We start from the raw sequence: 26,559 nt of genomic DNA on the forward strand, positions 1-26,559 counted from the left end.
TGCGATGAGACGCTTGAAAAAATGGGATGTTTCAGGGAGGCCGCTATGCAAGTGATGCAGATTCTAAAGGACAAGGGCGACTTGCCGGTCATTACGGTCACGCCAGAGACCAGCTTGGCCGATGTTGCCAACCTCTTGTCTTCAAAGCGCATTGGCGCTGTTGTCGTTACATTGGATGGGAATAAGGTCGTCGGGATCTTATCCGAGCGCGACATTGTGCGCGAAGTGGCGCGGCGCGGCAGTGCTTGCCTGACTATGCTCGCGGGCGACGTGATGACACGCGATATCAAGTGTTGCGGGCCCAGCGACAGCACCGATGCCGTGATGGAGAGCATGACCGAAGGCCGTTTTCGACACATGCCGGTGCGCCAGAACGGCGACATGATCGGCGTGATCTCGATCGGGGATGTCGTCAAGGCGCGTTTGGCCGAGCTGCATATGGAAAAAGAGGCCCTGACTGGCATGATCATGGGCAACTGATGACGGGTTGGCGCGACATCGCTCTTGCAATCGGGCGCGCAATATAGTTGCGTGCGCGAACCCGAACGGGGTGCAAAAGGGAGGACGCCATGCGCATCGGACTATATCCGGGAACGTTCGATCCGGTTACGCTGGGTCATCTCGACATCATCGAGCGCGCGCTAGCGCTAGTGGATCGGCTGGTGATTGGCGTAGCGATCAATCGCGACAAGGGACCGCTGTTTTCGCTTGAAGAGCGGGTTTCGATGATCAAGGCTGAGTGTGCTGCGATCACCGCGCGCTGTGGCGGTGAAATCGTTGTGCATCCGTTTGAAAATCTGCTGATTGATTGTGCCCGCGATGTCGGGGCCAACGTCATCATCCGCGGCCTGCGCGCGGTCGCGGATTTTGAATATGAATTTCAGATGGTTGGCATGAACCGCGCGCTGGACCCGAAAATCGAGACGGTGTTTTTAATGGCGGATGCGCGTCGTCAGGCGATTGCATCCAAGCTGGTCAAGGAAATCGCTCGGCTCGACGGGGATGTGTCGAAATTCGTCACCCCCGCCGTGCGCGAAGCTATTTCGAAAGCCTATTCAAAGGCCTAACGGTTAGCCATTCGTTTTAGGCGTTGCCGTAGTGGAATGCGTTGAAGTCGCGCTGCCAGCCTGCTGAGGCAGGTCATTCAGACCCCATTGATCGATCACAACGCCGTCTTCGACGCCTTTCAGCGCAAGATTGGCCTCGTAGTAGTTGCCTTTCTTGATCAGGTTCGCCGCGTCTTGCAGATGGGTCAGTGACAGTTTTGCTGGCACCAATGCGGCGCTGATCGAAACGTTGATATCGTTGGCTTTCAACGTTTCCGCAGCCCCTTTCGCATCGCCTTTGGCCATCTGGTCATTGGCTTTGCCGACCGCTTTGGCATTGTCGGGCGTCACGGTGAAATCTTCACCCAGCGCGATTGAGCTGTCAAAGGGCACATAGGTGACGCCTTGTTTGCCCGATTTCGAGGGCACGCCCCATTTGGCTTCTGCGCCCTCTGCCGCCTTCATCTTGGTGATGGCGTCATTGGTCATCTTGCCGGCCATATCGGTATTGCCATCAAACAGAGCAAGCCGGGCGGCGCGCACTTCGCGCATCGCGGTGAACGCATCGTCCACGGTGGTTAGCAGTTGTTTGTTGGCCGAGTTGGCGGTGGTCTTGGCGACCGCGTCATTTCTTTGCGTGGCAGCGGCGGGCGCAGTTTCGGCGAAAGCGGGCATCGTCGTATAAGCGACAGGCCCTGCGATCAGCGCCCCGGACATGACAAGTGCGAGCATTTTGTTGGTACGTTTCATTATTCAAACCCCTTATCTGAGATGACTTGTAACCCTAAGCAGCGGGTAGCCGCCTCGGATATCGGGGTAACGCCGGGGTGGCGATCGGGTTCACTCAACCCTTTTCAAGCGACGGGTAGCTGGGGTGATTATGCGTGTGCTTAACGTGAATTGGGTGTGAGGTTGCATAGAAAAAGGGGGCCGAAATGGCCCCCTTCGTCGTATTCTAAAGCTTGGGGGCGCGTGCCCCGTCGTTCCTCAGATCAGCTTGCCCATCGCGACAGCGGTGTCAGCCATGCGGTTGGAGAAGCCCCATTCGTTGTCATACCAGCTCAGGATGCGCACCATCCGTTTGTCCATCACCTTGGTTTGATCCATGTGGAAGATCGAGGAATGGGGATCATGGTTGAAGTCGCTGGAGACGTTGGGTCTGTCGGTATAGCCCAGCACGCCCTTCAGCGGGCCATCAGCTGCTTTGCGGATGGCGGCGTTGACTTCCTCCACGCTGGTATCTTTGCCAGCCTCAAACACCAGATCGACAACCGAGACGTTGGGCGTAGGCACGCGGATCGCGACACCGTCCAGCTTGCCCGCAAGCTCCGGCAGCACCAGACCCACGGCCTTGGCAGCGCCCGTCGAGGTCGGGATCATGCTGAGGGCGGCAGCGCGCGCGCGATAAAGATCGCTGTGCATCGTGTCCAGCGTCGGCTGATCGCCCGTGTAGCTGTGGATCGTGGTCATGAAGCCTTTGGAAATCCCAATGGCGTCATTCAGCACCTTGGCCACGGGGCTCAGGCAGTTCGTCGTGCAGCTTGCGTTGGACACAACCAGATCGTCGCCCGTCAGCACATCGTCGTTCACGCCATAGACGATGGTCTTGTCAGCGCCCGCGCCGGGGGCCGAGATCAGCACGCGCTTGGAGCCGTTTTCCAAATGGAACGCTGCCTTTTCGCGCGCGGTGAAAATGCCGGTGCATTCCATCGCGATATCGACGTCGCCCCAGGGCAATTCTTTGGGGTCGCGCACCGCGGTCACTTTGATCTTGCCGCGCCCGGCGTCGATCCAGCCCTCACCCGAGGTCACATTGACCGGAAAGCGGCCATGCACGCTATCAAATTGCAGCAGGTGGGCGTTGGTTTCCACCGGGCCAAGATCGTTGATCGCGACGACTTCGATATCGGTGCGCCCCGATTCAACGATAGCGCGCAACACATTGCGCCCGATGCGGCCAAAACCGTTAATGGCAACTTTGACAGTCATGTCTTTCTCCTCTGGCTGGCTGCCCGGCAGGGGTTGCGTGGGCAGAGATCCCGTTGTCGCTAAGAAGCGGTTTTAAGGCAAAAGGTCAACCATTCGCGCAGAATGTTAGCGCCAGAAGGCGATATATTGCACGAGATCTGCGATTTCACGCCCCAAAAATAGCAACGCATGCCCTTGGTTGAGAAAGGTATCCGCCAAGACCAGCACTGTCACGATCGCGGCTAGCCACAGTGCAATCTTATCGGTCATGTCTCTCCCTTTGCGCCCAGTGTTTCAGGGCGCCCCTTTTGCGCGCTCCGTGTAGGCCCGCCTGAGGCGCGAGAGTCACGGTCGATGCTTTGCGGTTTCCAAGGAGACGCAGGCACACCGAATAGTCAAGCAAATCAATCTGCTTGGGTGGGGGATCGGACAAAGCATTGCCCGAGGGTAGGGGGCGACAAGTCGATTTACCTTAGTCTTCGTCTTCGGCGACAAGGAAAATTTCACCAGCGGCCTCCATCTCGCGGATCGCCCCCACGATTTCACCCATCGCTTCCTCTGAGTCCTTTTCTTTGACTTTGCCAAGATTGGCCATTTCGTCGCGCAGGGATTGCGCCATGCGCTGCGACATGTTGGTCAGGATGAATTCTGCTGACGCCTCAAGCGGGCCTGTCGCGCCCGCCAATGCGGTAACTAGACGGGCCTGATCGACGTTACGCAGGATCTTAGGCACATCACGCGGATCGATCCGGGCGGGGATATTGGCGAAGGTGAAGATAGCCTTGCGCACCTGATCGGCAAAGACCTGATCTTCCTCTTCCAGACCTTTCAGCACGGCATCGCGCGTGATCGAGGCGGAATAATTCAGGATCGCGCCGACACGTTCCACCGGGCCAGTGTCAAAGGCTTTGGCGGGTTGCGCGTCAAGCTGTGCGGCCAAGGCCTGCCCGATACGATGCACGGTGTCAGGTGCGACATTACCCGTCAGCGAGACCGCATAGGCCACGCGGCGCGCCTTGTCGCCGGGCAAGAGCCCCAGTAATTCCGCGGCCTTCGCCACGGACAGCTTGGAGAGCATAACCGCACCGACCTCAACGCTTTCCTCTTCAAGGACCGGATGCAGCAGCTCGGCGGACAAGCCTGTGATGCGTTCCCACGGATCGGCGCGTGAGGAGCCAGAGGCAAGCCTGCGCAACCGGGTTGAGGCTGAGGGCGAAAGCTGCCCATCTAGTAGGCTCAGCGCCCCATCCAACCCGCCGGGAAAGGCCAAGCCAACGGAGTCCAGCTCGGCGCAGAATTCCTCGACCACGGCGCTGAGCGTGTCGCGATCCACAAGGCGCAATCGACCAACTGCCTCGGTCAATTCGGTTTGATGATCGTCACTCAGATCGCTGAGCGGCAGTTTCAGCCCCTCAGAGGCCAACAGACGCACCACGATCGCCGCCTTTTGCTTGCGCGTAAAAGCGGTGGGGGCAGGTGCCGGAAGGTCTGGCACCGCCTTGCCAAGCCCGGCCAAATGGCCGAGTGGCTGCATTTTTGCGACTGCGTTCACCGATAACCTCCGAATCCCTGAAACCGTGGTCACAGGATGGCATAGGCTCGGTTAAAACTTGCTTAGCGCCACTTGGATTAGCTGGCTTGCAACACGCAGGTCTTGGCGTCTTTATCCCAGACATGGCCTTGCGGACACGACATCGAGGCCTGATGTTCGCGCATGCAATCGGCGCTGGCAGCAAGCGGTGCAAGGACAAGCACGGCAACGGCGAGGATCGTTCTGGTCATCACGGTTCTCCTTGGTTGAGTGACCCAGCGTAAGCCGAATCACCCCTCCGAGGCCAGTGTCAGATCACATAGCCGCGATTATTCCCCGAAAACGCGCTTGAAAATCGTGTCCACATGCTTGGTGTGATAGCCAAGATCGAATTTTTCGTTGATCTCGTCTTCACTTAGCGCGGCACGCACGTCTGCGTCGCCCAACAATTCCTCGCGGAAATCGGCGCCCTTTTCCCAGACCTTCATCGCGTTGCGCTGCACCAGTTTGTAGCTGTCTTCGCGCGACACGCCCGCTTGGGTCAGGGCCAGCAAAACCCGCTGGCTCATCACCAAGCCTTTAAACTTGTTCATGTTCGCAAGCATGTTGTCGGGGTAAATCACGAGGTTCTCGATCACGCCCGCAAGACGGTTGAGCGCAAAATCAAGCGTCACGGTGGCGTCAGGGCCGATCGCGCGCTCGACCGAGGAATGCGAGATATCGCGCTCGTGCCAAAGCGCCACGTTTTCCATCGCGGGCACCACGGCCATGCGCACCAGACGCGCCAGCCCCGTCAGGTTTTCCGTCAGCACCGGATTGCGTTTATGGGGCATCGCAGAGCTGCCCTTTTGACCCTTGGAGAAGAACTCCTCGGCCTCAAGCACCTCGGTGCGCTGCATGTGGCGAATTTCAATCGCGACGTTTTCGATGCTGGAGGCCACCACACCAAGCGTGGCAAAGAACATCGCGTGACGGTCGCGCGGGATCACCTGTGTCGAAATCGGCTCAACGCGCAGACCAAGTTTCTCGCAGACATGTTCTTCGACCGCGGGGTCGATATTGGCAAACGTGCCGACCGCGCCGGAAATCGCGCCCGTTGCTACTTCCCAACGCGCCTTTTCCAGACGGTTCTTGTTGCGATCCATCTCGGCGTAGAACCGCGCGAAGGTCAGCCCCATTGTGGTGGGTTCGGCGTGAATGCCGTGGCTGCGCCCGATGCGCACGGTGTCTTTATGCTCGAACGCGCGCTTTTTCAGCGCGGCGAGCAGGCGGTCCATATCGGCCAGCAAAATATCAGCCGCGCGCACGAGTTGGACGTTAAAAGTGGTGTCCAAAACGTCTGAACTGGTCATGCCCTGATGCACGAACCGTGCCTCGGTCGATCCGATATGCTCGGCCAGATGGGTCAGAAAGGCGATGACGTCATGCTTGGTCACGGCCTCGATTTCGTCGATGCGCGAGACGTCGAATTCCACGTCTTTCGCCTTCCAGACGGCCAGCGCAGATTCGCGCGGGATCACACCCAGATCGGCCTGAGCATCACAGGCATGGGCCTCGATCTCATACCAGATCTTGAACTTGCTGGCGGGTTCCCAGATATCGACCATCTCTTTGCGGGAATAACGCGGGATCATGGGCGCGGCCTTTCGATTGCAGGTGGTTTAGGCGGCTTGTTAGACTGTGCCTGCCTTTGGGGCAAGGGAGCGGTGATGATCAAGCTGTGCGATTTTGCAGGGGACTGGCGTTTGACGCGTCGGATTTCTCATAGCGATGGCAGCGTCGCGCGCTTTGAGGGCAGGGCGATGTTCACCACCGAGGATGACGGGTTGCGTTATCACGAGACCGGCGATCTGATTTTGTCGAGCGGGCAACGCATGGCGGGCGAGCGCAGCTATCTGTGGCGCGAGCAGGGCGCGCAGATCGCGGTGGCCTTTGACGATGGCCGCCCGTTTCACGTATTTGATCCGACCGATCCCCGCGCGGATCATTTCTGCGCACCCGACAGCTATGTTGTGCGCTATGCGTTTGGCGACTGGCCGCGCTGGCAGGCTGTGTGGCGCGTGCAGGGGCCGCGCAAGGACTATGTGATGGAATCGCATTACGCCCGCGAATGATCGCTGGCTTTGATGAGCGAATGAGATGGTGCACGCACATCTGATCACCGTCGTGCCACATTTGCGTGAAGCATCCCAAGGTTCTGTTTTTGCGATATTAAAATCTTTGCAATACGCAAAAACCCACGCTTTTTTAACCATCACTGCCGCGAAAGGATCGCAACATCACTCTGCTTTGGCCACAGATTTGAACGAATCTTTAACCATAACCCGTCGTTGAAGGGCGCCATGAAGTGCCCAGACGAGGTTAAGGGTTAGGGCACAAGCCATGAGCGAATTCACCACCAATATCGCGCTGAAACGCCAAGCGGTTGCACATGCGACGTTCGCAGGTGTTGCGCCCTATCGGGCTGCCGGTAAACGGGTGTTTGATATCGTGATGGTGTTGGCTGTGATTCCCGTCTTGTTGCCGCTGATCTTGCTGTTAGCCGCTTTGGTTTCGCTGGATGGCGGGCCTGCGTTTTTCGCCCAAACCCGAATTGGCCGTGACGGTAAGACCTTTAAAATGTGGAAGCTGCGCACGATGGTGGTCAATGCCGAAGCCAAGTTGAGCGCGCTTTGCGCCGCCGATCCCGCGATTGCGCAGGAATGGGCCGTGAACCAGAAGCTCGCCCATGATCCGCGCATCACCCATATTGGGGCGTTCTTGCGCCGCACCAGCCTTGATGAGCTGCCGCAATTCTTCAACGTGCTGTTTGGATCGATGAGCCTTGTCGGCCCGCGCCCGTTCCTTGCCTCGCAAGAAGAGACCTATCAGGATGCGATGGGGCGCGCCTATTACCGGATGCGTCCGGGCATCACCGGGCTGTGGCAAGTGGTGGGGCGTTCCTCCAGCGCGTTCGTGGATCGTGTCCGCTTTGACGAGCGCTACTACGCAAAAATGTCGCTGATGAATGATGTTATGTTGTGCCTAATGACCGTCGCCGTGGTGTTCAAACAAACTGGCAAGTGATCGCGTTCCTCCCCAGCGATCTGCAAGCGCCTCGACATCGGGGCGTTTTGCAGTTTACCCCCGAACGGTGAGAAATTTAAGCCCGTTGCGATCAAACCAAGCCGCGCTAAGCCGCCCCGATTGGCTGGCCCCGGTATCCAGCGCAACACGGCCGCGATCCACAAACGGCTCGGCCACGACCCAGTGACCATGCGCGATCCACAGCCCGTCACGGCGCGGAGCGCTGCCAAATCGCGCATGCCCCCACAGCAGCGCATCGGCGTTTTGACGTTCTAGCGGGTAATAGGGATCGGCCCCGGCATGGGTCACCGCCAGATCGCCCTCGCGCCAATAAAGCGGACAGGCATCAAGCCAAGCCAGCGTCTCTGCCCCAATCGCGCGTGCCAGATCCATGCGCAGCGCGTCTAGCGCATCCGTGTCGGGTTCGGCCGGATTTGGGGGTGTCAGACCGTAGCTGCGCAACGTCGCCGCCCCACCCAGCTTGAACCAGCGCGCGCTATGCGCATCTGGCGAGATCAGGAAATCCAGCATCATGCGTTCATGGTTGCCCATCAGGCAGATCATCCGCTCGGGGGCGGCTTGTTGTGCGGCGTGCAGCATCGACAGCACCCGCGCGCTATCGGGGCCGCGGTCAATCATGTCGCCCACCGTGATGACACGCGCGCGATCGGCCTCGGGCAGAGTGCCGATCTGGTCAAACATCGCGCCCAGCAAATCGGCACGCCCATGCAGATCGCCGATCACGCAGACCGGGTCTTGTGGCCGGGGCAGGCCGTGGTGTGGCGCGGCGCTTTTGGCGGGGCGCGCAAATTTATTAAGCAATGAGGTGAGCATGTTTGAAAGGGGTACTCGCGCAGGGCTGGAATCCCGTGTGTTTTGGCGACATAAGCATGTTCAGGACAAAGCGGAAGGGGCTCACGCAAAGGTGGGCGACAAACCGCTGCACGCAGGGGGCGAGCGATGGCAGGGCTGAACGCGGACAGGCGCATTTTGATCGTGGTGGAAAACCTGCCGGTGCCGCTGGATCGCCGGGTCTGGCTTGAGGCCACGACCTTGGCAGGGGCGGGCTATCAGGTGTCGGTGATCTGCCCGATGGGGCGGGGATGGGATGCGCCTTATGAAATGATCGAGGGCATCCATATCTATCGCCATCCCGCACCGCCCGAGGCGCATTCCGGCGCGGTGGCCTACACCAAAGAGTATTGGCACGCGATCAAGGCGTGGTTTCGCCTCGCCCGCGTCGTGCGGCGCGAGCGGGGTTTCGACGTCATTCAGGGCTGCAATCCGCCCGATCTGATCTGGTTGCTGGCGCTGCGCTATCGCCCCTCTGGCGTGCGCTATATGTTTGATCATCACGATGTTTGCCCTGAACTGTTTGAGGCCAAATTCAACAAAAAGGGCCTGCTATGGGGCGTGATGCGGGTGTGGGAACGTATCACGTTTGCCTGTGCGTCCGTGTCGATGGCCACCAATGAGAGCTTCCGCCAGATCGCTATCCATCGCGGGAAAATGGCGCCCGAGGACGTGTTCGTCGTGCGCTCGGCCCCGCGTGTTGAAACCTTTCTGCCCGGCCCCGGCGACGCGCGTTATCGCCACGGCGCGAAAACGGTGCTCGGCTATATCGGGGTGATCGGTCAGCAAGAGGGGATGGATCTGCTGATCGAGGCTCTGCAAATCCTGATCCGCGATCTGGGTCATGACGACGTGCATCTGGTGATCGTGGGCTTTGGCCCCGAGGTGCCGATGGTGCAGGCCGATGTCGCCGCGCGTGGGTTAAATGATCACGTCACCTTCACCGGCCCGCTTTATGGCGATGAGATGCTGGCAGCGATGAATGCGATTGATATCGGCGTCGCCTCTGATCCGAAAAACGCGATGAATGACATCTCTACGATGAATAAGGTGATGGAATATATGACGCTGGAAAAGCCCTTGGTGCAGTTTGATCTGACCGAGGGGCGCGCCTCGGCGGGGGCGGCGTCGCGCTATGCCAAGGCCAATGATCCGCGTGATTTCGCGGCCCAGATCGCTGCGCTGATTGACGCGCCCGAGGCCGCGCGCGAAATGGGCCAGGCGGGGCGCAAACGGGTGCTGGACTCGCTGGCGTGGGATTTCTCCGCCAAGCAACTTCTGGCGGCGTATGATCGGCTATTCTCCAAGATCGGGAAATAATGCGCGCTGATGCGGGGCAACTGTTTCGCGCCGCGCATAAAATTAGCCAAATGTTGACGCATTCGTGCTTGATTAGCGCCGCAATCTCGACACAAATACCCCAACGCGCCCTGAATTAGCGGGGCAGATATCCGCTGGGGGGCTGATATGACGCGAAATAGGAAAACTGGCTTCGGGGCTGCCGCCCTAGTCTTGGGAATCATGCTGGCTGGCATGGCCGGGGCGGACGAGTTGCGCCAGATCACCCCTGTTAAGGTCGCAGATGAGGTGACGGGTCGCAGCGATTATGATCCGGTGGCCCATGCGCTGGCGACTGGCCTGACGCCCGAACGCGCCGATGCGATGCTTGATAGCGCGATGCAAACCGCGCAAAGCTGCCCGATGGTGTTTGATACCCGCAAGCCAATCCCACATTGCTGGAAAGGGCTGGAGCAGACCGGATCGTAACCTAGTCGGGAACGTATTCACGCATCTGCGGCAAGCTGCGCGCAATGAATTTGGCCAGCCGCGCATCGGCCACAGAGATATCCTCATCCGCGCCAATCGGCGTGACATAGCGGATCAGCGCGCCATCGGTGCGCCCGCGCGTGATGCCATCGACAATCACCGACAGCTTTGCGCGCCAATCGCTGGTCATCGCCACGCCGCGTTCATCAAACCAGTAGTACACCAACTGCCGGTTCAGCCCCTTGGTGATCACCGCGCGGTTGACCTCGAACGGTGCGCGGTCCGGCAACGTCAGGGTGCGGGGGGCGAAATTGCTGACCTCCCAGCCGCCCACGGGCAGACAGACCTCGGGGGAATGGATGCCCGCACCGCCGGTCTGATCGCCATACCACGCCACGAACAGATTGACCGCCGTCGCGCGATCCGGGCTGGCATAGATGGCGTTGAGATAATCACTCGCGCCCAGCACTTTTGCGGTTTCGGGCTCCAACGCCCGCGTCTCACCGCGCCAGCCGTCAATGGCGCGCGGAAAGGTTGAAAAATCACTACGTTGGGGCGTGATCGTCTCGGGGCGGGGCAGGGCGATAAGGGCGGTGGTTGCGAGCGCCGCCAACCCCAACGCCACCATGAGCGCGCGCGAGGGGGCGATGCTGGCGAGCCGACGCATTTCTGGCGCAAAGCGGCGATAATCCAGATCGAGCGCCTCCGAGAGCGGGCGCGGATCGGGCGTCAGGCGTTGCAGACCGACCGCCGTGAGGCTGAGGATCGCAATTGCCGCGCCGAAGATCACCCAGCCCTCAAAGACGTGCAAAAACCCTTCGGCCTGCCCGATCCCGTAGCTGTTGACCAAGATCGCCACCACGCCGATGCGCAAGCTGTTTAGCGCTATGGTCAGCGGTGCCGCCATTACAAACAGCACCGCCTTGTGCCAGAACGGGCCGCGATAAAGGATGCCAAACAGGTATGAAAAACTGAGGATCGGGAACAGGTAGCGCAACCCCGAACAGGCCTCGGCGACTTGCAACTTATAGACGCCGAGATCAATCACATTGCCCGACAGAAACACCGGAATATCAAAGGCGCGCACCAACATCACGCCCAGCTCGGACGAGATCAGCTGCAACACAATCGTCAGCTTCCAATACAGGATCTGAGGCAGCGGCAGCATGAAAACCAGATGCAACACCGGTTTCCAATGGCGTTGCCCCGCCTGCCAGCCCATGATCAGCAACACGACGCCCATCAGCCAGCCAATTAGCGCGTAGGTGACGATGTCGGGGATCTGCGCAAGGTTGCCAAACGTCGCCACGCCAAGCGCCGCCATGATCACGACGATCCCTTGCCAACGGCTTTGATGCGCCGATGCAGGCGGCGCGTGACGCAGCTCACGCGCAAAAAGATAAAGCGAAATCAGCGGGATCAGCGGGCCGTGGCTATATTCTGGCGTGGACCAGGCCGCGCCCAGACTTTGCAGGCCCAGCGTGAAAAACGGCGCGCAGGCCAAGGCGAGGGCGGCCACCCCAAGGGCGCCCCACGGCAGCGCGCGCGCTGCGCGCAGATTGGTGCTGGCTATGCTCATGTCTGCTCTCGTTGGCGGGGCATCTGATGTGCCCCTTTGAGAATAGCTTAGAGTGCAAATAGGCCCCGCCAAAGGCAAAACCGTGATCAACCTATGCGAAATGCGCCGATCTGTGCCTTAATTCCCGCGTTTGGCGCTGGCTTGCAGCGCCTCCAGCTTGGCGCGCGCATTGCGCATCTGCGCGGGCAGGTCGGCCCCCGCCAGATCCAGCGCTTTTTGCAACTGCTCTGCGGCCTTGGCGTCTTCGCCATTGGCCGCCATAACCATCGCATAATGATACTGCGCAAGCGCGTTATCGGGCAGACCTGCAGCGGCGGCGGCCAGCAATGGCTCGGCCTGCGCGAAATTGCCTAAGCGATATTCGGCCCAGCCATAAGTGTCTTTGAACGCAGGTTCGGGGCTTTCGCGAAAACGCTGCGCGATACGCGCGGCGCGCTCAAGGCTCGGCTTGTCATCGCGATGCTGGCTCAGCAGGCTGGCAAGGTTGTTGGCCAGCACCGCATTGTCGGAATTGCGCTGATAGAGCGCGTCATAGGTGGCGATTGCGGCCTCATACTGGCCCGCATTTTGCTGTGAGCGGGCGCGATAGAGCAACAGCAACGGGTCGGGCGACGCGCCTTGCGCGGCCAGCGTCGTGTCGATGATCTGTGCGGCATCAGCGTCACGTCCGGCAGCAGCAAGCAGGCGATACAACTGGCGCGCGGGCTGGCTATCGGCGGGGCGCTCAGACAGCAGCGCGCGCAAGCCCGCCTCGGCCGCTTTGCCCTGACCGGTCAGCGCGTCAAGATTGGCCGCCAGCAGGCGCAATCCGCGATCGTCGGGGGCGCCGGCAAGCTGGTCGGCCAGATAGCTATGGGCGGCATCGGGGCGCCCGGCGGCAAGCTGGGCCTGAATCACGGCCGCAATAGCGCCATTATTGCTAGTGCTGTCTGCGAGCGATTTCAGCGTATCAATCGCCGCATCGCTTTGCCCGCGCCCGAGTAAAATCGCGGCGCGGATCGATTGCGCCAGTGCCGCTGCCTCGGGGCGTTGCAGCGTATCAAGGTGCTCGGCAATGCGCTGGGCCTGCGCCCAATCGGTCTGACTAAGGGCCAGATCGGCTTGGCGATGCAACAGGCCCGGATCGTTGGGGTTGCGCTGAATTGCCTCGGACAGCAGTGCGCCCGCTGCGGTGATGCGTTTCTGATCAAGCAGGAAATCGGCGTAGTTGCGCGCCTCGGTGGCGCTGTGATCGGTGGCCTCATAGGCTTGCGCCAGACGTGCGCCTGCCAGATCGGGCGCGCCCTCGCGCAGGTTGGCTTGCGCCATCAGGGTCAGGGTCGGGGCATCTTGCGGGGCCTGTTGCAGCGCGCGGCGCAGCGCGACCAGCGCGTCTTCGGGATTGTCGGCTTCGATCAGCCACGCGGCCCGCAGCCGCAGCGCTGCCACCAGATCGGGCGCGGCCTTGAGGGCTGCGTCCAGCTCGGCCTGCGCCGCGTCGCGCTGTCCGGCGCGATCCAGCATCTGCGCATAGCTTACACGCAGCCGGTCGGTTTGCTCGCTTTCGGGCGCGTCTTTGAGCAGTGCTTTCATACGCGCCAAGGCGATGTCGTGCTGGCCTGCGGTGAAATCGAGATCCGCCCGCATCGCCCCGAACAGCCGCGCATTTGGCGTGCCTTTGGACTGCGTGATCAGACTGTCCAACTCTTTGGCTGCCGCATCAACGCCCCGGCTTTGTGCCAGGAACTGCACAAGTTGCACATAGCCTTCGGTTTCCGATGCCGGATCGCCCGCCAGCTTGCGCAGGAAGTTCGCGGCGCCATCGGGATCGTCGCGCAGCACATACCACGCGATCAGAGCGGTGCGAGTCTTGGGGTCGTCGGGAAACAGCTTTTGCATCTGTTTTAGCTGCGCGCCGATTTGATCATTGCGCTTGAGCTGTGCCAGCAGTTCCAGCCGCATCACTTGCAAGCGGTATTGCGCAGGCTTTTGCGCCAGCGCCGAGTCAATCGCCGCGAGTGTGCCTTCCTGATCGCCCTGCGCATTCAGCGTGTCGATCAGCACATGCCACGCTGTCGCAATGTCGGGGGCGCGTTGGGCCAGCGCGCGCGCTTGCGTCGCGATATCGGCGTAGGCCGAGGTTTCATTGCGTGCCATCGCCGCGCGCAGTTGCAACGCCAGCCCCACCGCCAGCGCGCCCGGATCATCAGGCGCAAGATCAAGCGTGGCGTTCATCTGGCGAGCCGCCTCGTCGGCATTGCCCGAGCGCAGGGATAGCTCGGCCAGAACGCGTTGGGCATCTGCCAGATCGGGATATTGCTCGGCGAGACGCAGATATTGACCGTAGGCTTCTTGCACGCGCCCGCTCGCCAATAGCAGATCGCCATACTCGCGCCGCGCCGCCTTGTGAGATGTGTCGTATTCAAAGACGTTGCGCAGCTCAATCAAGGCGCGAGGAACATCGCCCTTGGCCACAAGAGCCATTGCAGAGTCGTAATACGCATCTGCCTTTTCCTGCTTGCTTTTGCAGCCCGCCAACGCGATTGCCGCGCACAGAAAGATAACGGCGGGTTTTGCCCCGATATGTCGCGCCATCTGCCCTTGCCCCGATCTTTGCCTATGCGCTCTGAGTGGCGCTTTGCGACAGATTAGCCACAAATACGCGATCAATAAAGACTTTCTCGCGACACAACCTAGGCGGTTTTACGTTCAAGGCCACGTGTGGCGCAAAAACTGCGACCAATGCGCCGCAGATCGCATCCCTCACGCAAGGATTTGTTGCGAATTGCACAGATTTGCGTTTCATTAAAGACGAACGATAACGAGGCCAAAGGCCCGGATACAGGCATGGATGAGATTTACACCGATTTCTTCGGACTGAGAGAGCGTCCCTTTTCGCTGCTGCCAGATCCCGAGTTCCTTTACTGGTCGCCCGAGCACAAGCACGCGGCGACGATGCTCGAATACGGGCTGTTTTCGCGTGCGCCGATTACGCTGATCACGGGCGAGGTCGGGGCGGGCAAGACCACGTTGTTGCGCCATCTGATGGCCACGATCACCGAAAACGTCACGATTGCGCTGGTGTCCAATGCGCGCGGCTCTCGCGAGGATCTGATCCGCTGGATCATGCTGGCCTTGGGTGAGCGGGTCGCGCCGGGCGAGGATTACGTGCTGATCTATGACCGGTTTCAGCAATTCCTAATCTCGGAATATAGTGCGGGTCGCCGTGTGGTTGTGGTGATCGACGAGGCGCAAAACCTCGATGCGGGGGTTCTCGAAGAACTGCGCATGATCACCAACATCAACGCCGATAAGGATGAGTTGGTGCAGCTGATCTTGATGGGCCAGCCCGAGCTGCGCGATCTGATCGCCCAGCCACAGTTGCGCCAGTTTGCGCAGCGCGTGGGGGCGGGGTTCCATTTGGGGCCGATCGGGGCCGATTGCGCCCAGCCCTATGTCGCTCATCGCCTTGAGGTGGCGGGTGCCAAGCACGCGATTTTCACCCCAGAGGCCGCGCAAAAAGTGCATGCCTATACCGGGGGTATCCCGCGGCTGATGAACCAGCTTTGCGATCTGGGGATGGTCTATGCCTATTCGGCGCGCTCCGATCAGGTCACGGCAGAGATCATCGACAAGGTGATCGAGGATAACGTCTTTTATCTGCCCGTCGAAGCACAGGGCAAACCTCGCGTCGTCGCGCCAGCTGGCGGGTTCCGCTCGGGGCGCACGGCTGTGCAAGGGGGGGCGTGATGCACAGCGCACGGTTTTATGCCGGCCTGTTGTTGCGCCGTATCCACTGGGTTATTCTACTGACGCTTTTGGGCACGGCGGCGGGGCTGCTGGTCGCGCGCTCGATCACCCCGATCTATGAGGCCAACGCGCTTTTGGTCGTTGAAGGGGACAGCATTCCCGACAAGCTGGCCGCGAGCACGGTGCAAACCGATACCAACGCCAAGCTTCAGGTGATCCGCAAGCGCGTGCTGTCGCGCGAAAGCTTGCTGGATATCGCCAATCGGATGAACCTGTATCCCGCTCTGCGTCTGGAGTCCGGCGCGCGCGATGCAGATAGCGTGTTCAACGCGCTTTATAACTCGATCAAAATCGAAATTACCGGCCAAACCAAAGACCGCCGCGCCCCTGAACAGGCGACGTTTTTGACGGTTTCCTATGTGTCGGGCCGCCCCGCGCAGGCCGCACAAGTTGCCAATGAACTGGTGACGCGCATTCTGAAAGAAGACAGCGACATTCGCACCAAATCGGCGCGCGACACGCTTGATTTCTTCACGCGCGAAGCTGACCGTCTTTCGGGTGAATTGTCGAAGTCTTCTGCGGCAATCCTAAAATTCAAGCAAGAAAACGGCGCGGCTTTGCCAGAGCGGATAAGTATCATGCGCGATCAGGTGGAGGCTTTGCAGCGCGATCAGCCCAAGCTGGCGGCACAAAAAGCCGCGCTTGAAGATCAGTATGACAAGTTGGTCCGGCGCCATGAACTGTCGGGCGATAAGGTGGATCTGGATGCGATTTATCCGCCCCAATTGCGTGAGATGGCGCAATTGAGCGCGCAGCAATCGGCCTTGCAGGCCGTCTTGTCGGAAGACGATCCTAAACTGGCGGCCCTTGGCGCACAAATCGCCAGTCTGCGTGCCAAGGGCTTGCCCGCGCTGCCCAAAGGGGGCGATGCGTTTGAAGAGCGGCTGCGCCAGTTGGAAGACGAGATCTTTGCCGCCGATGCGCAGGTGCAAGCCAATCGCGCAAGCTATGACCGCGTTCAAACCGATATCGCGCGCGTGCCCGCCAATGCAGCGACTCTGGATGCGTTACAACTCGATCATGCCAATCTGCGCGATCAATATGACAAGGCGATCAGCGCGCGGGCGATGGCCACGACGGGGGACACGATTGAATCGCTCTCCAAGGGCGAGCGGCTGACGGTGATCGAACAAGCGGTCGCGCCAAACTCCCCGATCAAGCCAAATCGCAAGACGATTACGCTGGCGGGCTTTGGCGCGGGCCTCATGCTGGGGCTATTGGTGGTAGTGGCGTTGGCACTGTTAAGCCCTGGAATTCGTCGCCCCGAAGATTTGGCCTCAAAGCTGGGGATCACGGCCTTTGCCACGCTGCCCTATGTCAGCACGGCGGCGGATCACGCGCAAAAGCGGCGTCGCTTGGTGATTTCGTCGGGGGCGGTTGTTCTGGCGCTGATCGCGGTGGTGGTGCTGGTGGGTGTGCTCTACAACCCGCTCGATCTGGTGTTTTGAGACAGGAGGGCTGAGCTATGGTTGAACGTCTGCGCGATGCGATCGCCCAAGCCCGCGCGAGCCGTGAGAATCGCTCGCTTGACGATTTGCGCCCGCGCGGCGGCGAACGCGCCACGATGACCTTGCGTCCGGGGCTGGCGGGTGCGGCGTGGCAGGCGCTTGATCCTTGGTCACCCGCGCCGCGCCTGTTGGAAAATGCGCGCGTCGTGACCACAGAGCCGCGCGCCGAGGCGGCCCCGTTCGATCTGATGCGCACCAAGATCTTGCAGCAGATGCGCGCCAAGGGCTGGAAGCGCTTGGCGATCACTTCGCCCACGGCGGGATGCGGGAAATCGACCATTGCGCTTAATCTGGCGTTCTCGCTGGCGCGTCAGGATGAGCTGTTCAGCACGCTGATCGAGACCGACCTGCGCCGCCCCTCGTTAGCGCGGATGTTGCAGATTGAAAGCGGCGCGCAGGTGTCACAGGTTCTGGATGGGCGCGCCGAGCTGTGCGATCACGCCTGCCGTTATGGCACCAATCTTGCGATCGCGACGAATGCGCGCGCGGTGGAAAACCCGTCCGAGCTGATCCAGTCGCAGACCTGTGCGCAGGCGCTTGACCGGATCGAGGCGCTCTATCAGCCCGATCTGATGGTGTTTGACACAGCCCCTGTGCTGGTCAGCGATGACACGCTGGCGCTAGCGGCGCATGTCGATTGTGTGCTGATCATCGCGGCCACCGAAGAGACGACGGTCAAGGAAATCGACATTTGCGAACGCGAATTGGCTGAGCGCACCAATGTGATGGGCGTCGTGGTCAACAAGTTCCGCTATTCAGGGCCGGAATATGGCTATGGCTATGGGGCCGACCCGCAATAGTGAAAAGGCACCGTTCGACGTTCGGAAGCCTCAATCGCCAAGCCCGCAGCGCTGCGTTTGGTTCAAAAACCCCATCTCGGTCAGCGCTTTGGACATATCCTCAGCGGTGAAGGGCTTGCGCAGCATCGCGCCGCTGGGGAAATTGGCAATCGCGCCTTCGACCTCATCATAGCCGGTGGAATACAGGATCGGAACTTGCAGCTTGGCCAGCGCCAGCGCTGCATCCAACGAGGTTTCGCCGCCCAGATTGACATCGAGCAACGCCAGCGTGGGCACCAGCCCGCCCTCAATCAGGCTTAACGCCTCGCGCAGGGTGCCGCAGGTCTGCACCTGAGACACGCCCAATTCATCCAGCATCGCTGCCGCGTCATAGGCCACGATCAACGCATCCTCCAGCACCAGCGCCGTGCCATCCAGACGCAACGCAGCCTCGTGGATCTTGTCGGGTTTGCATTCGATCATGTCAGCCTCCACACCGGGCCAATAGCCCTGCTGACGGCTGACTGGGCGAGAGTTTCCCCCCAGCGCATGAATACGTCATAGTATTTCCCCAAGCAGCAGAGCGCGCCCAAGACGAGCATCGCTTTGACGACAATGGCTGTTGTCGCGTTCCATGTCGTTAAACTATGACATAGCGCGGCGGGAAAAACGGTTTTCTGATCTTGGCTGCGCGCCTTTCCGCCGAGCGCGCCGATCTGCCGCCTATCTTTACACAAAACCTTAGGAAAACTGGCCACCGGAGCCGGGAAGGGAACCGCCTTTGCGGGTGTGACGTTTAGCTTTTGACATAGGGAAGGACAAAAAATGGCCAACAAATGTGAAATTTGCCCGTTCTCGACCAATCCCGCGTTTGTTGCGCCAAGCGAGGCCGATAGCGAGGTGGTCAAGCTGCACCGCATCGGTGAAATGCAGGTCGAGGCGGGGTGCAAAATTCTGGCAGAGGGCAGCGATCCGCATCGATTCTTTACCCTGCTTGAGGGCCAGGCGATGCGCTATCACACACTGGAAGATGGCCGCCGCCAGGTGCTCAATTTTCTGTTTCCGGGCGATCTGATCGGGCTGGAGCCGATCATGCTGGGCCAGACGAGCCACGCGGTTGAGGCGCTCAGCCCGGTCTCGCTCTGCGTGTTTGATCGCACGCAGATCTGGCCGATGTTTTCCAAGATGCCCGAGCGCGCCTTTATGCTGACATGGCAGGTCGCGCGCGAAGAGCACTTTCTGGGCGAAGCGCTGATCTCGGTCGGGCAGCGCTCGGCACGGGAATCTTTGGCTTGGGCGTTCGTGTCGCTTTGGGATCGCGGTCAGCAATCGGGGATAGTGGAGGATGGCGAGATGCCGTTTCCGGTGCGTCAACAGGATCTGGCCGATGCGCTGGGGCTGTCGCTGGTGCATACGAACAAAACGCTTTCACGGCTGCGCAGCGAAGGTTTGGTCGTTTGGCGCGACGGGATCCTGCAACTGCCCGATCGCGAAGCTTTGGCGCGTGTTGGTCTGGTGGATTCCACGGCCCTCAAAAAGCGGTTCTATCTTTGATCGCAAAAGCACGACTCAGCGCATTGGGCTGAGGGGCGAGGCCGGGCCCGCAGAGTGCCGCGCGCCCATTAGAAACGCCGAAATGTTCACGCATTGATCACGGCGCAATCACATCACGGAGAGATCGCGCCGCGTGGCCTGTAGTTAGGCCCGAAATTACAACCCTCGCACACTGAATTTATTGAGTAAAAATAAGGTGTCGCAGGCGTGATTGTAAAATTCTCTAATAAATCCAAAAGGTTCCCATTGCGGGGTGCGACATTTTGTCAAGTTGGATTGAACTGCGACATCCTGCCCTAGGTGACAAATCAGCGCGCGCAAGACCGCCCTAAGGGGCGTGAAATAGGCGCGAAAGAATAGGGAATAGAAAGGTATTCCAGGGTGTTTCAAAATTTGTATCAGCGCTCGCGCTACCTGACCCTTCCCGCCCTGTTGGCGGGGTCGGCTGTGTGGCTGTCAGGGTGCGCAGATAACGGGGTCATGTCACCGCTCGGCCCCATCGCGGCGTCTGAAAAGTCGCATTTGATCATATTCTTCCTTTGGATGCTTCCGGTGTGTCTGCCGATCCTGATTGGCTTGCCGTGGATCTTGTTCAAATACCGCCGCAAAGGCGGCACGGGGGCCTATCATCCCACTTGGTCACATTCGAATTTGGCCGAGGCGGTTATCTGGGGCGGGTCTAGCGTGGCGGTCGTCATCCTTGGCGTTTTGGTCTGGATGAACACGATCAGAGAAGATCCTTACAAGCATACCGGCGCGAATCCGATCAAGGTTCACGTCGTGGGATCGGAATGGAAATGGATGTTCATCTATCCGGGCAAAATGGCGACCGTGAACAAGGTCGTGCTGCCCGAACATACGCCGGTTGAATTTGACATCACCGCCACGGGCGCGATGCAAAGCTTCTGGATTCCGCGACTTGCGGGTCAGATCTATGCGATGCCGGGCATGCAAACCAAGATGAACATGACCACAGGCGATCTTGCGCAGCTTGAGGGCTTTAACAGCCAGTTCAACGGTGCAGCTTTCCCGCTGGACAAGTTCAAAGTCGATGTCGTGACCCAAGAACAATATCAGGCGTTCTTGCAGCAGCCGCGCAAGCCTTGGAACGAACTATTGAGCCAGTTCCGTAAGGTTGCCGCTTGGAATGGCCCGCAGATCTTTGACGCGCCGCCCAAAGGCTGGTGGGACAAGGCTTCGATGAATCCGGAAATGGCGACTGAAGGCGGGGCTGCAATCCTGCCGGATGCTGCACCCGAGCAAAAGAAGATCGACGACGCCATTCGCGACGAGCTTCATATTTCCCAAAATCAATCCCAAGGGGACGCGCAATGAGTATTCTTGGTAGTCTGAACTGGGACGATATATTTATCGTTCCCTTCTTCAAGGAGCCATCCACCTCGACGGCGATCGCGGCCGCCGCTGGCGGGATCGTCGTGCTGGGCGCGCTCGCCGTGCTTGTGTTGCTGACCGTCAAGGGCTGGTGGAAACCGCTTTGGAATAACTGGATCACGACACTCGATCACAAGAAAATCGGTGTGATTTATATCGTTATGGCGATGATCATGCTAATCCGTGGCGTACTGGAGGCGGTCGTGATGCGCGCCCAGCAGGTCACGCCCGCGCCGGGGTTCTTGTCGGTTGAACACCATGCCGAGCTATTTTCGACCCACGGCACAATCATGATCTTCTTCGTTGCGATGCCGCTGTTGATCGGATTGATCAACATGGTGATGCCGCTGCAAATCGGCGCGCGCGACATGGAGTTCCCGTTCATGAACGCGGTCTCGCTGTGGCTGTCGGTTGGCGGCGCGGCGCTGGTGATGGCCTCGCTGGTGATCGGTCGATTTGAGACCGGTGGCTGGACGGCCTATCCGCCCTACACGGGGATCAAACTATCGCCCGATGCGGGTGTGGATTACTGGATCTGGTCGCTGATGCTGACCGGTATCGGCACCACGCTGTCGGGCATCAACTTTGCCGTCACGGTCTACAAGCAACGTGCGCCGGGCATGACGTTGATGAAAATGCCGATTTTTGCTTGGACCACGCTGTGCACCGCGATCCTGATGATTTACGCGATGGTGCCGTTGGCGGTGGCCTCGGTGATGCTGGCGCTTGACCGCCATGCGGGTTTCCACTTCTTCACCGCCACGCAGGGCGGCAACATGATGAACTTTGCCAACCTGTTCTGGCTGTTCGGTCACCCCGAAGTCTACATTCTGATCCTGCCGGCCTTTGGTGTGTTCTCCCATGTGATCCCGACCTTCTCGGGCAAGAAGCTGTATGGCTACACCTCGTTGGTTTGGGCGACTGTGGCGATTGCAGTTCTGTCCTTTACCGTTTGGGTACACCACTTCTTCACGATGGGTCAGACCTCGCATCTCAACGCAATCTTTGGCATCGCGACGATGACCATCGGCGTTCCCACGGGTGTGAAAGTCTATAACTGGATGCTTACGATGTGGCGCGGAAAGCTGCGCTTCTCAACGGCAATGCTGTTCTCGGCGGGCTTCATGTTCACCTTCGTGATCGGCGGGATTACCGGCGTTATGCTGGCCAACCCGACGATCGACTTTGCGGTTCACAACTCGCTGTTCCTGGTGGCGCACTTCCACAACATGCTTATTCCGGGCCTGTTGTTTGGGATGTTCGCGGGTATCAACTACTGGTTCCCACTGGCCTTCGGTTTCCGTCTGGACGAAACATGGGGGCGTCGCAGCTTCTGGTTCTGGTTCGTGGGTTTCTACCTCACCTTCATGCCGCTCTACGCAATCGGCCTGATGGGGGCGCCGCGCCGGATGGCCTTCTTTACCGACCCGGCTTACCTGCCGTGGCTGGTGGTCTCGATGATCGGGGCGCTGTCGGTGCTGGCGGGTCTGACCTCGCAGGTTATCCAGGTCTGGGTTTCGGTCAAAAACCGCGAGGATCTGATGGTGCCCGCAGGCGATCCGTGGGATGGCCGGGGTCTGGAATGGTCGCTGGGTTGCCCGGTACCCGAATATGACTTCACCACGATCCCTAACATCACCTCGCGTGAACCGTGGGTCGAGGCGAAAGAGCGCGGCCTGCGCGTCATGGAACCGACTGAATTTGTCGACATCCACCTGCCCAAGAACACCTCAATGGGGTTCATCGTGGCGATGGTGGCGACCGTTGGCGCATTCGGCCTGATCTTTGAAATGTGGTGGCTTGGGGCGCTGTGCTGGATTGCGATGTTCGTGCTGATCCTGATCCGGTCCTATGACACGGATTGGGAGCAGGTGATCACAGCCGATGAACTGCGCGCCGAATACGAGCGTCACAAACATCTCGTCGAGACGACGCCAAAAGTCAGCCTTGATGATGAATTCACCACTAAGAACCGTGGCTTGGTCTTCGATATGGAGAAAGCAGTATGAGCGCGACAACCACCAATCTGGGGGCACACGCCCCCAGTCATCAGGGGCATGACCACGGCCACGCCCATGGTCATGACAAATCGGGGACGGTGATCTTCGGCTTCTGGATTTTCCTGATGTCCGATCTCATCGCGTTCTCGCTGTTCATCGCGACCTATGCCGATGCGGAATGGCACGGCATCGCAAGCGGCCCCAGCCCGCACGAGCTGTTCAGCCTTGGCCTGCCGTCGATTGAAACGCTGGCGCTGCTGATCTCGACCTTTACGTTCGGGCTGTGCACCTTGGGGATGAAATACAACGCCACCATGCAGCGCACGATTGGCTGGCTGGTGGTGACGCTGGCCTTCGGTGCGATCTTCCTTGGGATCGAACTGTATGAATTCCATGAGTTTTGGACCGAGGGTAACACGCCTCAAGTCTCGGGCTTTCTCAGCGCCTACTATGCGCTGGTCGGGATGCACGGGTTGCACGTCACAAGCGGCATCATCTGGGGGCTGCTGCTGATCGTTCAGATGAGAACGATGGGCATGACCGAGTTGGTCAAATCCCGGCTGATGCGTCTGGGCCTGTTCTGGCACATGCTGGATATCGTCTGGATCGCGCTGTTCACGAAAATTTATCTGATGGGGGTGCTATCATGAGCGCGATTTCGTCTGATCTCGGCATGGATAGCGCCGAATACAAACGGGATATGGGCCGTTATGCTTGGGGCTTTGCGCTGTCAGTCGTGCTGACGGCGGCGTCGCTGGTCATCGTCGCAGGCGGGCTGTTTCCCTCAATCGCTTGGGGCACGGTTGGCATTTTGGGCATCGCCCAACTTGTCATTCAGTTCTGGGCGTTTATGCACCTTGATTTCTCGATGGAATCGCGCCGCGATCTGTATCTGGTGATGTTCTCGTTCCTGATCGTGATCATTTTGGCGGGGGGCACGGTCTGGGTGCTGGCCGATCTGGCAAGCCGGATGGGCATGGGCGACATGAGCAAGATGAGCACGCCGATGGTCACCGATATGGGCACCCCCGCGAATGGGATGACCGAGATGAAGGATATGTCGGGGTCCAACTGAGGGGCTTGCGCCAGAAAAACAGCTAGGGCGGCCTTCGGGCCGCCCTTTTTCATGACTGGGGCGCGATTTCCTGTGTATCCAGCGACACCGTCTTGATCATCGCGTGGCACTCCAGCCCCGTGCGCAGACCAAGCGCCGCCACCGAGCGCGTAGTCAGTCTCGCCAGCAGCCGTTCCTCCCCCAGCGCCAGTTTCACGAAAACCGAGGGCCCCTCGGGTGCGCCGATCTCTAACACCGTGACGCGCAAGATATTAAGCGCCGAGACCTGTTCAGGGCGCACCAGTGCCAGCGTCACATCCGCACCGTGGATTTGCAGGCGCAGATCGGTCCCAATCGTGATGCCCGGTGCCTCAAGAAAAATCGCGCCGCCCGCCGTTTCAATGCGCGCCAACCCGTCGCTTTCTTGCGCCACGACCCGCCCCGAAATCAGCGCCCCCGCCGCGCGCCCGCCAAAGCCCCCCGCCGCACCCGGATCGGCCAACACATCGCGCGCTGGACCAAAGGCGCGCAGATGCCCGTCCTCAAGCAGCGCGACCGAGCTGGCCAACCGCGCGACCTCGGCAGGGGCATGGCTGACATAGAGGATCGGCAGCTTGACCTCATCGCGAAGGCTTTCGAAATAGGGCAGAATTTCCGCCTTGCGCGCCCCGTCGAGTGCGGCCAGTGGCTCGTCCATCAACAACATACGCGGCTTGGACAGCAGCGCGCGCCCCAAAGCGACCCGCGCCGCCTCTCCCCCCGACAGCGCACCGGGACGCCGATCCAGCAACGCGCCAAGCCCCAGCATTTCGACCGCGCGATCAAACCCGATCACGCCGGGGCCGGGCGGGGCAAAGCGCGCGCCATAATTCAGATTCGCGCGCACGTCGAGATGGGGAAACAGCCGCGCCTCTTGAAAAACATATCCGATGCGGCGGCGATGGGGGGGCAGGGCGATGCCCGCTTGCGTGTCCAGTAAAACCTCGCCGTCCACGGCGATACGCCCCCAATCAGGCCGCAGCAGCCCGGCAACCGCATTGACGACCGTGCTTTTGCCCGCGCCCGAATGACCAAACAGCGCGGTGATCCCGCCCGGCGCGTTCAGCGCAAGATCCAGCGTAAAGCCCGCGAACTGGTGTTTTAGCGCAATCTCAAGCATCGCGCCCCGCAATCTGCGCGGCAACCCGTTTGGCCAGCGCTTCTGACACCAGCAGCGCACCAAGCGCTAGCGTGATCGAGATCACCACCAGCTTGGCCGCCGATCCCTCACCACCGGGCACCTGCAATTGCGAATAAATCGCCAGCGGCAGGGTTTGGGTCTGTCCGGGGATGTTGGAAACGAAGGTAATCGTGGCACCAAATTCCCCCATCGCCTTGGCAAATGCTGTGATCGCGCCTGCGATGATGCCGGGCACAATCAGGGGTAGGGTGACGGTTGCAAAGACCCACGCGCGCGAGGCCCCTAGCGTTGATGCCGCCGCCTCAAGTCGCGGGTCCACCGCCTCAATCGCCAGCCGGATTGCGCGCACCATCAGCGGGAATGCCATCACCGCCGCCGCTAGCGCCGCACCCTTCCAGTTGAACGCGAGCGCAATGCCGACGCGCGCCAACGCCGCCCCCAGCGGGCCATTGGGCGCAAAGCCCAGCAGCAACAGGTAGCCTGTCACGACGGGGGGCAGGATCAGCGGCAGATGCACCAATCCGTTCAGCAGTCCATGCCCCACGAACCGACCCCGCGCCAGCAGATAGGCTACCGCGATGCCCGGCGGCAGAGAACAAGCCGTCGCCAACCCCGCCACCTTGAGCGACAGTGCAACCGCCTGCCATTCCGGTGGCGAAAGCCAGCTCATTTGAGAACTTGAAACCCTTGCGCGGTAAAGATCCGTTCGGCCTCGGGGCTGCGCAGCGCGGCATAAAAACCGCGCGCGGCGTCACTGTCGCTCAGGCGCGCGGCGGGGTAGCGGATCGGCGGATGGCTGTCATCGGGGAAGGTCGCCACGACATGCACGCGCGGCTCAGCCACCGCATCGCTTTCATAGGTGATGCCATAAGGCGCGGCCCCTAGCGCCACCATCATCAGCGTGGCACGCACGTTATCGGCCTGCGCGACATCGCCCTTGATGCCGTCCCACAGCCCGAAATGTTCCAGCGCCGCCTTGCCATATTGTCCCGCAGGCACGGCATCAACCAGCGCCATTGCCAGCTTGCCGCCCCCCAGCAAGCCCTTCAGATCAGGCCCCGCCGAGAACGTGACCGGACCTGCCTTCGGGTTGTGCGCAATAAGCACCAGATGATTGGCGAGAAGATCGGCGCGCGCCTTGATCTGCCCCGACTTAGCGACGGCATCCATCCAGCCCGGATTGGCCGAGATAAAAATATCGACCGGCGCTCCCGCCGTGATCTGGCGCGCCAGTGCCCCCGATCCGGCATAAGAAATATGCGCGACATTGCCGGTCTGCGCCTCCCAATCTTGCGCCAGTTGATCCAGCGCAGTCTTCATTGAAGCTGCGGCAAACACCGTCACCTCGCCCGCGCGCGCGGGCAGGGCAAGGCCGAGAGAGAGCAACAAGAGGGCGAGAAACCGGAACATGGGCGCAAACCTTTGGTGAAGTCGATATGTCCGGTCGAACATATTGCAAGGTAAGCGCCGATGACAAGCCGATTTTTACAGGTT

The 26,559-nt window shown here is 60.1% G+C and carries 27 protein-coding genes; 14 read left to right on the forward strand and 13 right to left on the reverse strand.

What is annotated here, in order from left to right:
* Positions 1–45 precede the first annotated feature (45 nt).
* Both ACN0SD_RS09540 and coaD read left to right on the forward strand, forming a co-directional pair.
* Entirely contained in the window at positions 46–480 is a 435-nt protein-coding gene (locus tag ACN0SD_RS09540) for a CBS domain-containing protein (RefSeq protein WP_417808010.1), read from the forward strand.
* An 89-nt stretch (positions 481–569) separates the two neighbouring features.
* Positions 570–1,067, forward strand: a complete 498-nt coding sequence (gene coaD / locus ACN0SD_RS09545) for a pantetheine-phosphate adenylyltransferase (RefSeq protein WP_417808011.1) — start codon at positions 570–572, stop codon at positions 1,065–1,067.
* Positions 1,068–1,070: 3 nt separating this feature from the next.
* Here the strand turns inward: coaD and ACN0SD_RS09550 are convergent, their stop codons facing one another.
* From ACN0SD_RS09550 to purB, 6 genes are all read right to left on the reverse strand, one after another.
* Positions 1,071–1,796, reverse strand: coding sequence for a YfdX family protein (locus tag ACN0SD_RS09550; protein ID WP_417808012.1), 726 nt, complete (start codon positions 1,794–1,796; stop codon positions 1,071–1,073).
* 237 nt (positions 1,797–2,033) lie between these two features.
* Positions 2,034–3,035 carry a type I glyceraldehyde-3-phosphate dehydrogenase gene (gene gap, locus ACN0SD_RS09555; protein ID WP_417808013.1) on the reverse strand — a complete coding sequence of 334 codons (1,002 nt, stop codon included), beginning with the start codon at positions 3,033–3,035 and terminating at the stop codon, positions 2,034–2,036.
* A 105-nt stretch (positions 3,036–3,140) separates the two neighbouring features.
* Positions 3,141–3,284, reverse strand: a complete 144-nt coding sequence (locus tag ACN0SD_RS09560) for a hypothetical protein (protein ID WP_417808014.1) — start codon at positions 3,282–3,284, stop codon at positions 3,141–3,143.
* 202 nt (positions 3,285–3,486) lie between these two features.
* Entirely contained in the window at positions 3,487–4,548 is a 1,062-nt protein-coding gene (locus tag ACN0SD_RS09565; RefSeq protein WP_417808110.1) for a flagellar motor switch protein FliG, read from the reverse strand.
* Positions 4,549–4,643: 95 nt separating this feature from the next.
* The gene (locus ACN0SD_RS09570; RefSeq protein ID WP_417808015.1) at positions 4,644–4,796 is read right to left on the reverse strand and encodes a chitin-binding domain-containing protein; all 153 of its coding nucleotides are present in this window, start codon (positions 4,794–4,796) and stop codon (positions 4,644–4,646) included.
* A 78-nt stretch (positions 4,797–4,874) separates the two neighbouring features.
* Positions 4,875–6,179, reverse strand: coding sequence for an adenylosuccinate lyase (gene purB, locus ACN0SD_RS09575; protein WP_417808016.1), 1,305 nt, complete (start codon positions 6,177–6,179; stop codon positions 4,875–4,877).
* Between the two features lie 75 nt (positions 6,180–6,254).
* Here purB and ACN0SD_RS09580 point away from each other — a divergent pair, with 75 nt between their 5' ends.
* Complete coding sequence (locus ACN0SD_RS09580) at positions 6,255–6,659, forward strand: DUF6314 family protein (protein WP_417808017.1); 405 nt, start codon at positions 6,255–6,257, stop codon at positions 6,657–6,659.
* A 268-nt stretch (positions 6,660–6,927) separates the two neighbouring features.
* The gene (locus ACN0SD_RS09585; protein WP_417808018.1) at positions 6,928–7,611 is read left to right on the forward strand and encodes a sugar transferase; all 684 of its coding nucleotides are present in this window, start codon (positions 6,928–6,930) and stop codon (positions 7,609–7,611) included.
* A gap of 54 nt (positions 7,612–7,665) precedes the next feature.
* Here ACN0SD_RS09585 and ACN0SD_RS09590 read toward each other — a convergent pair whose 3' ends face one another.
* Positions 7,666–8,433 carry a metallophosphoesterase family protein gene (locus tag ACN0SD_RS09590; RefSeq protein ID WP_417808019.1) on the reverse strand — a complete coding sequence of 256 codons (768 nt, stop codon included), beginning with the start codon at positions 8,431–8,433 and terminating at the stop codon, positions 7,666–7,668.
* 138 nt (positions 8,434–8,571) lie between these two features.
* Here ACN0SD_RS09590 and ACN0SD_RS09595 point away from each other — a divergent pair, with 138 nt between their 5' ends.
* The gene (locus ACN0SD_RS09595; protein ID WP_417808020.1) at positions 8,572–9,783 is read left to right on the forward strand and encodes a glycosyltransferase family 4 protein; all 1,212 of its coding nucleotides are present in this window, start codon (positions 8,572–8,574) and stop codon (positions 9,781–9,783) included.
* Between the two features lie 147 nt (positions 9,784–9,930).
* A complete protein-coding gene (locus tag ACN0SD_RS09600) occupies positions 9,931–10,230 on the forward strand; it encodes a hypothetical protein (protein ID WP_417808021.1) in 300 nt (99 codons plus the stop codon).
* Between the two features lies 1 nt (position 10,231).
* Here the strand turns inward: ACN0SD_RS09600 and xrtD are convergent, their stop codons facing one another.
* Positions 10,232–11,809 carry a VPLPA-CTERM-specific exosortase XrtD gene (gene xrtD / locus ACN0SD_RS09605; RefSeq protein WP_417808022.1) on the reverse strand — a complete coding sequence of 526 codons (1,578 nt, stop codon included), beginning with the start codon at positions 11,807–11,809 and terminating at the stop codon, positions 10,232–10,234.
* 117 nt (positions 11,810–11,926) lie between these two features.
* Positions 11,927–14,383: a tetratricopeptide repeat protein gene (locus ACN0SD_RS09610; RefSeq protein ID WP_417808023.1), complete on the reverse strand. Its 2,457-nt coding sequence runs from the start codon at positions 14,381–14,383 to the stop codon at positions 11,927–11,929.
* Positions 14,384–14,635: 252 nt separating this feature from the next.
* On the opposite strand from ACN0SD_RS09610, the gene ACN0SD_RS09615 reads away from it, so the two are divergent.
* From ACN0SD_RS09615 to ACN0SD_RS09625, 3 genes are read left to right on the forward strand one after another with little or no spacing between them, the layout of a single operon-like run.
* Entirely contained in the window at positions 14,636–15,538 is a 903-nt protein-coding gene (locus tag ACN0SD_RS09615) for an ExeA family protein (protein ID WP_417808024.1), read from the forward strand.
* The gene (locus tag ACN0SD_RS09620; protein WP_417808025.1) at positions 15,538–17,046 is read left to right on the forward strand and encodes a GumC family protein; all 1,509 of its coding nucleotides are present in this window, start codon (positions 15,538–15,540) and stop codon (positions 17,044–17,046) included. The genes ACN0SD_RS09615 and ACN0SD_RS09620 overlap by 1 nt, the downstream gene beginning before the upstream one ends.
* Positions 17,047–17,063: 17 nt before the next feature.
* Positions 17,064–17,906, forward strand: coding sequence for a CpsD/CapB family tyrosine-protein kinase (locus tag ACN0SD_RS09625; RefSeq protein ID WP_417808026.1), 843 nt, complete (start codon positions 17,064–17,066; stop codon positions 17,904–17,906).
* Positions 17,907–17,936: 30 nt separating this feature from the next.
* Here the strand turns inward: ACN0SD_RS09625 and ACN0SD_RS09630 are convergent, their stop codons facing one another.
* Positions 17,937–18,368 (reverse strand): hypothetical protein, encoded by a 432-nt coding sequence (locus ACN0SD_RS09630; protein ID WP_417808027.1) that lies wholly within the window; start codon positions 18,366–18,368, stop codon positions 17,937–17,939.
* A 342-nt stretch (positions 18,369–18,710) separates the two neighbouring features.
* Between ACN0SD_RS09630 and ACN0SD_RS09635 the strand changes: the two genes are divergently transcribed.
* The 5 genes from ACN0SD_RS09635 (at position 18,711) to ACN0SD_RS09655 (ending at position 23,906) form a co-directional block, all read left to right on the forward strand.
* Entirely contained in the window at positions 18,711–19,439 is a 729-nt protein-coding gene (locus ACN0SD_RS09635) for a Crp/Fnr family transcriptional regulator (RefSeq protein ID WP_417808028.1), read from the forward strand.
* Between the two features lie 552 nt (positions 19,440–19,991).
* Positions 19,992–20,774, forward strand: a complete 783-nt coding sequence (locus ACN0SD_RS09640) for a hypothetical protein (protein ID WP_417808029.1) — start codon at positions 19,992–19,994, stop codon at positions 20,772–20,774.
* Positions 20,771–22,840: a cbb3-type cytochrome c oxidase subunit I gene (locus tag ACN0SD_RS09645; protein ID WP_417808030.1), complete on the forward strand. Its 2,070-nt coding sequence runs from the start codon at positions 20,771–20,773 to the stop codon at positions 22,838–22,840. The genes ACN0SD_RS09640 and ACN0SD_RS09645 overlap by 4 nt, the downstream gene beginning before the upstream one ends.
* Positions 22,837–23,481: a cytochrome c oxidase subunit 3 gene (locus tag ACN0SD_RS09650; protein WP_417808031.1), complete on the forward strand. Its 645-nt coding sequence runs from the start codon at positions 22,837–22,839 to the stop codon at positions 23,479–23,481. Before ACN0SD_RS09645 ends, ACN0SD_RS09650 begins: the two co-directional genes overlap by 4 nt.
* Positions 23,478–23,906 (forward strand): cytochrome o ubiquinol oxidase subunit IV, encoded by a 429-nt coding sequence (locus tag ACN0SD_RS09655; RefSeq protein ID WP_417808032.1) that lies wholly within the window; start codon positions 23,478–23,480, stop codon positions 23,904–23,906. The genes ACN0SD_RS09650 and ACN0SD_RS09655 overlap by 4 nt, the downstream gene beginning before the upstream one ends.
* Before the next feature lie 49 nt (positions 23,907–23,955).
* On the opposite strand, the gene modC is transcribed toward ACN0SD_RS09655, so the two are convergent.
* From modC to modA, 3 genes are read right to left on the reverse strand one after another with little or no spacing between them, the layout of a single operon-like run.
* A complete protein-coding gene (gene modC, locus ACN0SD_RS09660; RefSeq protein WP_417808033.1) occupies positions 23,956–25,044 on the reverse strand; it encodes a molybdenum ABC transporter ATP-binding protein in 1,089 nt (362 codons plus the stop codon).
* Positions 25,037–25,735, reverse strand: coding sequence for a molybdate ABC transporter permease subunit (gene modB / locus ACN0SD_RS09665; RefSeq protein ID WP_417808034.1), 699 nt, complete (start codon positions 25,733–25,735; stop codon positions 25,037–25,039). The genes modC and modB overlap by 8 nt, the downstream gene beginning before the upstream one ends.
* Entirely contained in the window at positions 25,732–26,475 is a 744-nt protein-coding gene (modA, locus tag ACN0SD_RS09670) for a molybdate ABC transporter substrate-binding protein (RefSeq protein ID WP_417808035.1), read from the reverse strand. Before modA ends, modB begins: the two co-directional genes overlap by 4 nt.
* Between the last annotated feature and the right edge of the window lie 84 nt (positions 26,476–26,559).

This window comes from Thioclava sp., from assembly GCF_048263065.1.
Classification (GTDB): Bacteria; Pseudomonadota; Alphaproteobacteria; order Rhodobacterales; family Rhodobacteraceae; genus Thioclava.